Origin of the sequence: Gaoshiqia sediminis, assembly GCF_025907915.1 — a bacterium.
In the GTDB taxonomy this organism is placed as follows: domain Bacteria; phylum Bacteroidota; class Bacteroidia; order Bacteroidales; family Prolixibacteraceae; genus Gaoshiqia; species Gaoshiqia sediminis.
This window is the reverse complement of sequence record NZ_JAPAAF010000002.1, coordinates 1-12,590: the sequence shown is the minus strand read 5'-3', so window position 1 is coordinate 12,590 and position 12,590 is coordinate 1. Positions and strand designations below refer to the sequence as shown.

Below are 12,590 nucleotides of genomic sequence, written 5' to 3'. Positions count from 1 at the left end.
ACGAAAGGACTTGCAGAATTGCAGGTCTTTTTTTATTGTCCAAATCCCGTTAACTTTGGTCACCGAGCTAAAAATTCTACGCACATGCAAACTGTAAATCCGTATTCAGGTGAAGTTATTCAAACTTACTCAGAACATAGTCGTGATCAGGTTTATGACATTATTGTTCAGGTAGATCGGGCCTGGCAATCATGGAAGAAGACAGGCTTTGCCGAACGTCGGCAAAGAATGTATCGGCTGGCTGATTTGTTGAACGAGCGGAAAAAGAGCCTGGCCGATTTGATCACCCTTGAAATGGGAAAAGTAAACCGCGAAGCTATCGGTGAGATTAGTAAATGTGCTTGGGTGTGCCGCTATTATGCTGAAAACGCAGAATCCTTTCTTCAAAATGAATCTATCCCCACTGAAGCTTCCGAATCGTTTATCACTTATCAGTCCATTGGGACGGTTTTGGCCGTTATGCCCTGGAATTTCCCGTTTTGGCAGGTTTTTCGCTTTTTGTCCCCGGCACTGATGGCCGGAAATGCCGGTATCCTGAAACATGCCAGCAATGTGCCCGGTTGTGCCTCGGCCATTGAACAGCTGGTTCAAGAAGCAGGTTTTCCCAAAAATGTGTTCCGGACTGTTTTGATCGGTGGGGCAAAAGTAAAAGAAGTGATCAATCATCCCAAAATAAAGGCAGTAACGCTTACCGGAAGCACCCCGGCCGGAAAGGCTGTTGCCGCTACTGCCGGTGCATCGCTTAAGAAATCGGTGCTGGAGCTGGGAGGCAGCGATCCGTATATCATTCTCGAAGATGCTGATATCCATGAAGCTGTCCGACTGTGTGTTTCGAGCCGTTTGCTGAACGCCGGGCAAAGTTGTATTGGCGCCAAGCGGTTTATCGTGCTGGATGCGGTTTATGAGGCTTTTAAGGCCGAGTTTGTGCGGCTGATGCAACAGGCCACCTTTGGCGATCCGATGGCTGAAGGCACCACGATTGGCCCGCTTGCCCGGAAAGATTTGCGCGACGAGCTTCATCAACAAGTTATGCAAAGTGTAGAGCAGGGCGCCACCATTCTTTGCGGAGGCTATGTTCCCGAGGGCGATAATGCGTTTTATCCGCCTACTGTGCTGGAAAATATTGTGCCCGGAATGCCTGCCTACCATGAAGAATTGTTTGGTCCTGTGGCTTCGTTGTTCCACGTGAAAAGTGTGGATGAAGCCATTCATCTGGCAAATGATACGGTTTTTGGGCTGGGAGCGGGGATTTTTACATCCAACCTTGAATTAGCAAAAGAACTTGCCGAAAAAAGACTTGAAGCGGGATGTGTGTTTGTAAACGACTTTGTGAAATCCGATCCGCGCCTTCCGTTTGGCGGGGTTAAGGAAAGCGGCTACGGTCGCGAATTGTCAGTGATCGGTATCCGGGAGTTTGTGAATGTGAAGACGGTTGTGATAAGATAACGGGAGAGTTCGCAAAAAGTAGAAATCGCAAAAAAAGCTCCCCGTTTTTCCCGGAGAGCTTTTTATATGTAATCAACAGTGTACTTATTATTTCTTCTTTTTCATATAGAAAAAAGCAGCACCACCACCTACGACAATAGAAACAACGACAATAACAATGGTGGTTGTATTATTAGACTTCTCTTGCTCGGCTTCATAAAAAACCGGGTCCATGTCGTCAATGGAAAGGGTGTCTTCCATCAGTAAAAGGTCTTCTTCCTGGGCAAAAGCCGGGTTTACATTTCCAATGGCCAGAAATCCAAAAACGGCCAGCATCAGCATTAACTTTTTCATCTTGTATGTATTTTAATTTAACGTATGGATTGAATTCGCCAGTTCTTCATATTTCCGGGCTATGTCCGGGTTGGTTTCCCTGTACGTTTGGGCCAGTTCACGGATAGCCGGTTGGTAACGCGGGAAAATCCGCAAACAGCTTTTCAGGAGTTCCCGTGCTTCGGGCAACTTGTCTTCTTCCTGAAAAATACGGGCCAGCGCTACGTAAGCGCTAAAATACTTTTTATTTGCCTCAATCAGGCTCTCAAAATCCCGTTTTGCTCCTGCCGTGTCACCCAGTTCCAGTTTCAGTTCACCTGCCAGTTTTAGGGCCGGTTCATAGGATGGGTGAATGGCCAGTGCCTCATTAACAGCTTCTTGTGCTTCTGTATGTTTCCCCAGCAAATGTAAGCTTTTTCCCAGTTTATACTGAAGGTGTTCATCTTTTTGATAGACTTTTAGGGCCTTTCGATAGGCTTCAACAGCCTCTGGGAAGGCTTCCGCCTCAAACAAACGGGCGGCTTCAAGCGACAGTTTCGTTTTCCGGGCAACTACTGCACAAACCGGCACTCCCTCTATTTTTATTTCGTGAATAGTGCCTTCGGGAGGGAAGTTGCCTCTGCGCAAATGTTCAGGATGAACGTAGCTGTTGCCGATGATAGCGTAGTCCCAATCCAGGTCGTTGCGGCGCGAATAGGAAAAATACTGGAAACGGGAGTTGGGCATATCGCTGAAATACCACTCAACCGGGAAGTTGCTGCCGATTGTCACCGGTCGCTTATCTCCTTTTTCTTTTAGGTACTGCCTGAGCCATTCGGCCCCGCTGCGCATGGTATGGTAGTAGTAGTCGGTTTCGAATTTTCCGTAGGCGCCCTTCAGTCCGCCGGTCAATTGGTTGTAGTACAGATAATAATAGGGGTGGGCCGAAGCCATGAACTTGAGCGGGTGAAAGCTCAAAAAAATAAACAGGATCGCAAGTAAACCCCTGACAACCGGTTTATGATAGGTTCGGAACAGCTCGTAAAAGCCAATGGCAGCCAATAAAACCAGTCCCGGATAAATGAAAATGAAATGACGCCAGGCTCCGTACAGGTTGGCGTTTTTCAGGATGGCAAAAACCGGCGGAAAGAGGATCGTAAAAATCAAAAATCCATACGTCAGGCGATGCCCCGGTACAACAATCTTTTTAGAAAACACCAGAAATAACAATACCCCGGCAAAAACAACCAGGGGAATCGTTATCAGCATGTATTTCGGCAAATAATACCAGGGATGAAAGTCAGACCAGATGTATTCCCCGTCAAAAATTTGCTGGATGGTGGTCGGGAACCGGGTCATCACCTGGTACGAATGCCACGGATTGGTGACCGGATTTTGAAGCGCATAAGGCCACAGCAGCAAACCGATCAGATAACCGGCTGCCGAAATAACCAGTAGCAGTAAAAACGTTCGTAAAACCTGTGGCCAGATAAGTTTTTTTTTAGCCAGAAACTCAAACAGGTAGTATAGAAAGCCTGCAAAAAGCAGATAAAAGACCAGTAAAATTCCTCCTGCCCTGATACCGACGGAAAAAGCAATACTCGCAATTAAAAGTGAAATCGTAATCGTTGGTTGTGACTTAAACTTGGTATAGGTTAATTTCAGTATATAGAATACTCCGGCAATATAAGCCAGGGCAAAAGGAATATCTTTTAAGTTGTTTTGCAGATGGCCCAAAAAACGGGGCGAAACGGCAAAAAGCAACAGGGTGAGAATGGCTGCTCCGTAACCTTTGAGCCAGCGGGCAAACCAGGCTGTCATGAAAATGGCCAGCCAGCCCAGAAAGCTGCTGAACAGGTGCCGGAAGCCGTAAATATCTTCAATCCCTAACCAGCGGATGAGGAAGGTGGCCAGGTTGTCAGGCGCTTGTCCGTAATATTGCAGATGGGTTTTGGGTGTGCTCAGGGCATCCTGGTCTTTTCCCATCGTTGCATAATAGTCGTACACGTTTTCCGAATGCTCGTAGTGCACCTTTTCGTCGCCTGAAATACCAGCATCGCGACTGATGACCAGCAAGGCCGCCAGCAGGATCAATGCCAGGCAAAAGAATACTATTTTCAGGCTACGTTCGTTCATCAGGCTTCTTCTTCGTTGTCGTAAATCTTTTTAATGAAATAGAGTGGGCGTTTTTGCGATTCTTTGTAAATCCGGTAAACATATTCGCCTACCACGCCCAGAAAAATCAATTGGATCGATCCCAGGAAGTAGATGCTCAATACCGTTGACGGCCAGCCCAGTACAGCAAAACCAAAGATTTTGGCAGCCAGCACATATAATCCGGCCAGCATGAAAACAACGGTTCCCACCAGGCCCAGGGTAAGGCAAATACGGATGGGCAGGCGCGAAAACGAAAAGATGGCATCGGCGGCCAGCACCAGCAACTTGCTGAGGTTCATTTTGGGTTCACCCTGCAGGCGGTCTTCGCGTACATATTCAACAAAACCCTGCCGGAAGCCGATGAAGGTGCGCAGTCCGGGCAGATATCGCACACGTTCGTCCATCGAAAGCAGGGCATTCAGCGCTTGCCGGTTCATCATCGAGAAATTCCCGGCGTTTTCGAGGTCTTCGAGGTGAGCCATGCGTTTGAACAGAAAATGGAACAGGCCAGTCACCAGGTTTTTGGTTTTGTTTCCTTTGCGGGCCGTTCGTTTTCCGCTGATAATATCATATCCTTCCGACGTGAGTTTCCGGTACATTTCCGGCAGCAATTCGGGCGGATCCTGAAGGTCGCCGTCCATCATGGCCACCACGTCGCCATTCGCGTATTCCAATCCGGCAGTGAAGGCTGATTGATGGCCAAAGTTCCGTGAAAGCGACAATATTTTGATGCGCTTGTCCGCCTTTCGCTGGGCAGTCAACTTTTGCAGGCTCCCGTCGGCACTTCCGTCATCCACAACCACAATTTCGAATTGCGGATCAATAGTTTCCAGGGCACTTTTCACCCGGGGAATGAGCTCGTCAATCAAGCCTTCTTCGTTATAGATCGGTATTACCAGCGAGATCTTCATCGTTTCGGGTTTTTACTTTTTTTTTTGAAGGAGGGGAAACCCGGAAGTTTCCCCGTCCTTTCTTTACCAGCTCAATCGGTTTAGTTGGTTTAGGTTATGCTTTATGAGCTGTTCCGGGCACGGGGACAGGAAACTCCATGTCCACCGGGCCGAATTTCAGTTCTTTCGGGCCGAGGTCCATATCTGATTTAAAGATTTCGTCCCAGGTAATTTTTTTTCCGGTATAGGCAGCGGTTCGTCCCATGATGGCTGTCAGGGTAGAAATGGCTGTCTGCTCGGCCTCGTTCACGTATTCGCCGGTGCGGATGGCGTGTACCAGGTGCATGTGTTCCTGCACATAAGGCGGAATTTTTACCGTGCTCATAGGTTGGCCGTTTTCATCATTCGGGTACTCAAACTGCCACTTCACAGAGCCATCCAGGTTCCAGATCGTGTTTTGGCAGTTGGTGTAGCCTTCGGTTCCCATGATCAGCTCGCCGGTTCCGTTGGCACAGTTGTCAATTTGGCGGCACATGTTGTGTGAGCTTACGCCGTTTCCGTATTCAAAATCGATACTGAAGTAGTCGTACTGGTCGCCGGTTAGTCGGCGTGCTCGCCCTCCGTAGCCAATCGCGCTTTCGGGCTGCTTGCCCAAAAACCAGTTGATGACATCGATGTTGTGGACGTGTGTGTCGAGGATGTGGTCGCCGCAAAGCCAGCAGAAGTTGTTCCAGTTTCGGATCATGTAGGTCATGTCGTCCCAGCCTTCTTCGCGGGTGCGGAACCACACGTGGTTTTGATTCCAGAAAGCTTTGGCCGACGTTATTTTGCCGATTGCCCCATTGGCCACTTGCTTATAGGTTTCGATATAATCTTCCTGGTGGCGGCGTTGGGTGCCGGTAACCACGTTCAGGCCGATGGCTTCGGCTTTTTTGGCGGTTGCCAGGATAGAGCGGATGCCCACCGGATCAACTGCCAACGGTTTTTCCATGAAGACATGCTTCTTTTGAAGGACGGCTTCTTTAAATTGTTCGGGCCGGAACTGCGGTGGTGTTGCCAGAATGACGACATCCACCTCGGATAGGGCCATTAATTGTTTATAGGAGTCAAAACCTACAAAGCAGTTTTCTTCGGGAATAGGCCTTTTGTAGCCCGCAAAGCGTTCCCGGCATGCGTCAATTTTATCCTGGAAGACATCGGCCAGGGCTACAATTTCGAGCTCGGGCCCGGCACTGATAAAGTTAATGGCTGCGCCTGTTCCACGATTTCCGGCGCCAACCAGGCCGGCACGCAGCTTTTTGCCGGCTGGCGCTGCCGATAGGATGGGAGGTAAGCCAAGTTCTTTGTTCCCTGCTTTGGTTTTACAGGATGATAGCGCTGCACTTGCGCCCAACAGGCCAATTCCGGCCAGGGCTGTAGCTCCCAGGAATCGGCGGCGGTCCATATTTTTTGCTTGATCAGTCATGGTTCTTAAATTTACGGTTCTATCAATTCATCTACTTCACACACAACCCGGAAACCAACATCCACCACATCCGAATACCACCAGATGGATTTGGGCATTTGCGGATCGGTCATCAGCCAGTCTTTGGTTTTGGTATAATCGCGTGCGGCGCTGCGCACATCTTTGGCATCGCTTTTAAATGATCCTCCGCGGATCACACGTTCCCGACCTTTTGTAGGCCCTGAGGGATCGGTTACTATTTCACCCGGATACGTGCCGTAGGTGTCGGGCGCATAAAAGTCGAGGCAAAACTCGGCTACATTACCCAGCATATTTTTCAATCCAAACGGGTTGGCTTTTACGTTTGCCGGTTCGCGTGTAATTCCGCCGCTGTTCAGTTCGTAAACCACATACGAGTTGATGGTGGTGGTATCGGGGCCAAATAGTTTTCTGAAAAAGCCTTTGGAACTGTAATCTTTTGGACTGCCTGTAAAAGGGTAGGGAGTTTGAGTACCTCCTCGCGCGGCATATTCCCATTCTGCCTCGGTGGGCAGGCGGTATTTTTTGCCGGTAGTTTCCGACAGCCATTGGCAAAAAACCTGGGCAGCATGCCAGCTCATGGTAATGGCCGGCCGATCGCCTTTGCCCCAGCCCTGGTCCGGAGCGCCCCAAGGGGGAGTTGGGCCGGTAATGCCATCCACCTCCTCAGCCGGTCCTGCGGATTCTTTGCGTCCTTGTGAAGAAGTCGCCATGAAGAAAGACAGGTAGGCATCCCAGCTAACCTCGGTTTGTGCCATGAAAAAGCGGGAAACTTTCACTTTGCGTACCGGGCCTTCATCCGCATCACGCAGTGGCTCATTTTTCGGGCTGCCCATCTCAAATGTGCCTCCGGGTATAGCCACCATCTCAATCGAAATGTCGGTCCCTGGCACTTTCTCGGTGAAATTTTCGAATCGGGTAACTGTGGTAGGTTCGGTATGAATTTCTTTGACTTCGGTAACGGTTCCAAAATTCAGGTTGTGTTCGTGTGCCGCGTTTGGATCGTAATGACCCACATGCAGGTGGCAATTAATGCAACGTAATTCTTCTTTGCTGGTCAGGTAATATAAATGGGCATCGTCGCCTTCGGGCGAAAGGGTCGTGGGGAATAGGTTTTGGTGGCACTTCAGGCAGGACTCTTTGTAAACGAAGTGCTTGGCACTTTCAAGCTTGCGCTTTTCTTCCCATTTGTAATCGGCGCTGTCTTTAAACAGCAAGCCATAAACGTCTTTTAATCCGTGTTTGGCCTTGGCAGCCAGGTGCCCAGGTCCTTTCGGGGGAAGGTGACATTCCACGCAATGAACGATGACCCCGGAGCTGTTGTTATAATGGGTGGAAAGTTTCCAGCTTTGTTCGGCGTGGGGATGAACGTGGCACGACATACAATAATCATCTGTCGAAGTGTAGCTGATGAGTTTATTGCTGAATGTGAGAATCACGATGCAGATCAATACGCCAAGCAACATCAACCCCAAATATGCACGACTTCCTTTAAAAGGATTTTTTAGATTCAGTTTCATCTCCTTCGTTTGATCAGTTTTTTGGTAAATCAGGTAGTCCAAATGTAGTTTTACCCACTTAGCTATCTGTTAACCGGCGTTTAGAAGTTGGTTATCGGAGGGTTACCGGAAGGGTTAATTTCATTCTTTTACTTGAAAATTATAATATATAAGTTGGTGTTATTCAGCCACATGTTTGGATGCTGAAAAATTTAACCCCTCTGTGAAGAATTTTTTCGGCTAAGATTTCAGGAAGTCGTCAAAGGTGAGCGCCAGGCGTTCGTTATAGAGTTCCTCGTAAAGGGTGGCAAATTTTTCATAGGTAAAACGGGCCGTGTTGAGGTTGTTTTGCTTCACGAGTGCTTTCAATTTAAACGATAGGGCCTGGTCGTTTACCGGATCGGTAACCAATACCCGGTCGGCCAGTTTCAGGATCAGTTCGTGGTCGGTTTCCGGGTCGAGCTTGTGGATAAACTGCATCAACACATCCACAATACTGTTTCCGATATTGCCTTTGAAATCGTCGAGCCAATCGTGCGATTCGCCTTTAAATGCTTCTCCCGCACGTATGGTTTTGTAGAAGTCGAGGTAGAAGTCAGCATGATGGTCGCGGTTTTCATTCAGCAGTTTCAGGCATCCTACATAGTCGCAGTAAACATTTTTCGAGAAGCGAACCGTCCAGCAATCTATGTTGAATAGAATTTCCACCTCATCCAGTGATTGCAAAATCAGCCTAAGTTTGCGAATGGTAACGCCCCGGCTGTTTTTTGCATTTTGGTAGTTCAGGTCGGGCCAGAGGATGTCTGACAATTTTTTTGTGGAGATTCCTTTTTTGCTGTGTTGCGAGTATAGCAAGATCAGCAAAAATAATTGTTTGATTTTTGGGGTAAACTGATTGGTGATGTCAGTGCCGGCTTTGTCAACCACCTTGAAATCGCCAAATAATTGGATATAATTTCGTTCGGGATAATCCTGCGCGGTTTCGAGTTCTTTCAGTTTTTCGGTGTTCAGAAAGCGCTTGCGGTAATTTCGGAAGGGTAATTTACGGTAAATCAGCCACAAAATAAATAAGGACAGAAAGATAATTCCGATCCGGGAAAGAAGCGGGTAGCGGATAAAAATGTTTTTGCGGGGCATCAGTTCTACCAAGTCCTTGCTTAAGCTCCAGATTTCTTCTTCGCCCAGTGTGCGCGACCAAATGGTGAGGTCGTCCAGTGAGCCGATCAGGTTCGATTGGTCGTCGTAACCGGCCAGGCCCAGGTAAATGTTGTCGCGTCCTTTGTACGAAGGGTGCCCCAGCGAGCGGCTGTCCAACCGGCCATCGACGTAAATGGCCTGTTCGCCGTTAAGTTTGCTGTAGCGCCATACCAAGTGGTACCATTTTCCGGCTTCAATACGCGTATTCCCCTGTAAATCGTTTGAGTAAAATCCAAAATACGGGCGCTGGTTGCGGATGACCAGGTGGATGCTTTGCTGGTAGGAGCCTCCGGGGGCGCCTAAAATGGAATAGTCGCGTTTGTCTTTTTTGTACTCATCAATCTTCACCCAAGCTGCCACGGTAAAATCATGATCGCGCAATTTCAGCTCATCTGCTTTGGGCAGTTCCACCTGGCTTTTCCCGTTAAACCAGGCATACATATCTCGCTCCGGTTCATTTCGGAATTCTACGCCCAGCGCCTTCCCATGAAAATTGTTGATGCTGAAGTCGCGAACACCGTTTTCAAAATTGTAATGAGCTTCGAGTCCTTCGGTAATCTCCAGTGGCATACCCACAAAATGCTGCACCTTGTTCTGTTCGGGTTCGGCAATAACGACTGTTTCCGGCTTAAAGCGGTAACCGGGACTTTTAGGCGTCAGTGTCAGTGTTTCTCCCGGACCGGCCGGGAAGCAGAATTTTCCGCTGGTGAGGCTGTTTGTGCCTTCCCAAGTCACATAATTCAGGATTTGGGCATTGAAAGTAACAGTACCCTTCACCGTTTTGAAACTACGCAACTGGTACAGCACTTGGGTGATCCAATTTTCAAATCGGTCGAGCATGACGAAGTTGGGTGTTTTCCCCGTGTTCGTCCATACATTCTTGATGTGTTCAATCAGATATGGATTTTGTGAAGTATTAAAATAGGTGTCATCAGGAATGTCTGGTTTTCGGGGCAAATTGTAATCATTGTAAATGAGCAGGTTATTTTTGGGATCACCTTTCAGGAACTCGCCGATAAATACAGGGGCTTCCAAGATGGAATAATAGGGTTCCACCGCATGGTCCCACACATAATGCAGCCAATCGGGGCTGTTGCGGTGTTCCTGCATCCCAAAGATAACCAACCGTTTGCCGGTATCCACAATTTCTTTCAGGGTTGGCCAACCAATTTTTTCCTGATATTCAAATAAATAGGTGTGTATGCCCGACTCTTCGATGAGTACAGCCAATTCGTTTATATTCACATTAAAATCCAGGAAAAGCGTAAGAATCCGGTCGGGATGATGGTCCAGGAAATCTTTTATCAAATGAAGCTGATCGATAAAAGGGGAGGAGTTGCCCTGGGAATCCCTGAGCATCAGCTTGTTTTGCTGGCGCTCCCATTCCAGGTAAAACCGGAAACCGCCTACATTCAGGTCCAGCAATTGCTTAATGGATCGTGGTTCCTTGTGTGTAGCATCAGTTCCGGAGTAGTTGGAAATAACATAGATGCTTTCGTCATAATGCTTGAGAACAACATCTTCAGCCGCACGCACATGATTTGCGATGAGCGCCAGGCCTAAAAACAGTCCCACAAAATATCCGGAAAGCCTAATGAGCATGATGTTTTCTGAAATTTGTCCAACAAAGATAAAAAAAGCAGGCTATTGCACGATGACTATCAGATTGTTTAATGGAAAACGGGATGAAAGGGATATTGAAAAATTGACGTTGTCATTCGCAGAATCATTTTTTTTGTATTTTTGTCGCCACAGAAGGGCTGTTAGCTCAGTTGGTTTAGAGCATTACCTTGACAGGGTAGGGGTCACTGGTTCGAATCCAGTACAGCCCACGGAGGCTATACTTCAAAATGAATCAAAATCCAGTAAATCAAATGATTACTGGATTTTTTGTTTCTTCCAAATACCAAAATAATCCAATCAAATTCAATGTTCTGGTGAGTGATCCGGTGAGTTAATTATTTATGTTATATTTACTCACCAGCATCGCTGTAATCGTCTGTAATAATGCTTTTTGCATTTTTGAAACTATGCTTTTTTAGGTGCTAAAATGAAGCATTTTACAGCAACTTTAATGAAATGCGAGTGAGTAAATCACTCCTAACTGGCATTTTAAATTATTTCACATCAAATTGAATTGGTATGGAGTCGATGCAATCTTTTGGAATACAGTTCGTAGCGAGGGCTAGTGGGGGCGCTGAAAATCTGGTTGTTTATGCCCGAATCACGGTCAATGGTTCAAGATCTGAAGTTTCCTTGAAGCAACGAGTCGAACCTGCTGACTGGAATCCGGTAGCAGAAAAAGTTAGTGGTAGGAAGAAGGAAAATAAGGAACTTAACCAATTTTTAGAAAAGGTTAGATCAAGACTGAGCAACATATACAGAGAATTGCTGGTTGAGGGCGAATTACCTACTGCCTCTATGGTGAAGAACTATTTTCTCGGTATTGATGAAGCTGGAAATACGATTCAGGATGCATTTGATTATCATCGTAAAATTGTAGAAAACGATATTTCCAAAAATACACTTCATCATTACAAAACGACCGAAAAGTATGTGATGGAATTTCTGTTGGCTTGTTACAAAACTGAGAATATTCTTTTACGGAAGATCAATTATAAATTTATCACAGATTTCGAGTATTTTCTTCGAACACGAAAACCAGTTGATCATCAAAAGCCAATGCAAAATAATGGCGTTATGAAACATATCGAAAGATTTAGGGTGGTTGTCAGGTTAGCACTTAAACTCGATTGGATTAAGACGGATCCTTTCCGAAGCTATCAGATTAAGTTCAAAAAAGTGGAAAGGGGCTTTCTCGAAGCCGATGAACTTTTGAAAATTGAAGAGACTGAATTTAAACTACCACGTTTAGCATTAGCGCGGGATTTATTTGTGTTTAGTTGTTACACTGGTCTTTCTTATATTGATACTGTTCAGTTAAAGCCGGAAGAAATTCATTTGGGAACAGACGGAAACTACTGGATTATTTCGAGCAGGCAGAAAACAGGCGTTTCAATGAGAATTCCAATTCTTCCTAAAGCGTGGGAACTCATCCAGAAATACACTGATAACCCAAGGTCGAAATTTAATGGTACCATCTTCCCTGTTATTTCCAATCAAAAATTAAATAGCTATTTAAAAGAGGTGGCCGACCTTTGTGACATATCTAAAAATTTGACTTACCATTTAGCCCGGCATACTTTCGCCACCACTGTTACTTTAAGCAATGGGGTGCCAATTGAATCAGTATCAAAAATGCTTGGGCATACATCGATAAAAACCACTCAAATCTACGCTAGGATTGTCGATTCTAAATTATCTGATGATATGAACTTTTTGAAGTTAAAACTTGAGGAACAAAAGGATTCGTCTCTAAAAAGAACAGTATGACTTTTTCACATTGAGTAATCTCTTGAGATAATCAGTCGTATTAGTCCCTATTTATTTGGGTAATGTTCTACTTAATGATAACCTATTCCGTCAAAACCAAAAAGAAAAGTCAATTTAGCTGCCCGGCTGATGAAAAAAGCAAGGCCGGGGCGGGTGTTCTGCCCTTCCATGTTTTTTGTACAATTTGCCTGCATGTGAACCGGTTTGGGCAGAACAGCCTTGCTTTTTCCGCCG

At 46.5% G+C, this 12,590-nt stretch carries 8 protein-coding genes and 1 tRNA gene; 3 read left to right on the top strand and 6 right to left on the bottom strand.

Going from position 1 to position 12,590, the window contains the following annotated elements; genetic code table 11:
• Positions 1 to 18: 18 nt before the first annotated feature.
• On the top strand, positions 19 to 1,446 hold the full coding sequence (locus N2K84_RS01810) for an NAD-dependent succinate-semialdehyde dehydrogenase (protein ID WP_282590052.1): 1,428 nt from the start codon (positions 19 to 21) through the stop codon (positions 1,444 to 1,446).
• Between the two features lie 87 nt (positions 1,447 to 1,533).
• Here the strand turns inward: N2K84_RS01810 and N2K84_RS01805 are convergent, their stop codons facing one another.
• From N2K84_RS01805 to N2K84_RS01780, 6 genes are all read right to left on the bottom strand, one after another.
• A complete protein-coding gene (locus N2K84_RS01805) occupies positions 1,534 to 1,779 on the bottom strand; it encodes a hypothetical protein (RefSeq protein WP_282590051.1) in 246 nt (81 codons plus the stop codon).
• A gap of 12 nt (positions 1,780 to 1,791) precedes the next feature.
• Positions 1,792 to 3,873, bottom strand: coding sequence for a tetratricopeptide repeat protein (locus N2K84_RS01800; RefSeq protein WP_282590050.1), 2,082 nt, complete (start codon positions 3,871 to 3,873; stop codon positions 1,792 to 1,794).
• Positions 3,873 to 4,805: a glycosyltransferase family 2 protein gene (locus N2K84_RS01795; protein WP_282590049.1), complete on the bottom strand. Its 933-nt coding sequence runs from the start codon at positions 4,803 to 4,805 to the stop codon at positions 3,873 to 3,875. Before N2K84_RS01795 ends, N2K84_RS01800 begins: the two co-directional genes overlap by 1 nt.
• A 94-nt stretch (positions 4,806 to 4,899) precedes the next feature.
• Complete coding sequence (locus N2K84_RS01790; RefSeq protein ID WP_282590048.1) at positions 4,900 to 6,249, bottom strand: Gfo/Idh/MocA family protein; 1,350 nt, start codon at positions 6,247 to 6,249, stop codon at positions 4,900 to 4,902.
• Positions 6,250 to 6,260: 11 nt separating this feature from the next.
• On the bottom strand, positions 6,261 to 7,787 hold the full coding sequence (locus N2K84_RS01785; protein WP_282590047.1) for an SUMF1/EgtB/PvdO family nonheme iron enzyme: 1,527 nt from the start codon (positions 7,785 to 7,787) through the stop codon (positions 6,261 to 6,263).
• Positions 7,788 to 8,006: 219 nt separating this feature from the next.
• Complete coding sequence (locus N2K84_RS01780) at positions 8,007 to 10,565, bottom strand: LamG-like jellyroll fold domain-containing protein (protein ID WP_282590046.1); 2,559 nt, start codon at positions 10,563 to 10,565, stop codon at positions 8,007 to 8,009.
• Positions 10,566 to 10,720: 155 nt separating this feature from the next.
• On the opposite strand from N2K84_RS01780, the gene N2K84_RS01775 reads away from it, so the two are divergent.
• Together N2K84_RS01775 and N2K84_RS01770 are read left to right on the top strand one after the other, a co-directional pair.
• Positions 10,721 to 10,795, top strand: a tRNA-Val gene (locus N2K84_RS01775).
• Positions 10,796 to 11,105: 310 nt separating this feature from the next.
• The gene (locus N2K84_RS01770) at positions 11,106 to 12,356 is read left to right on the top strand and encodes a site-specific integrase (RefSeq protein ID WP_282590045.1); all 1,251 of its coding nucleotides are present in this window, start codon (positions 11,106 to 11,108) and stop codon (positions 12,354 to 12,356) included.
• Positions 12,357 to 12,590: the final 234 nt, after the last annotated feature.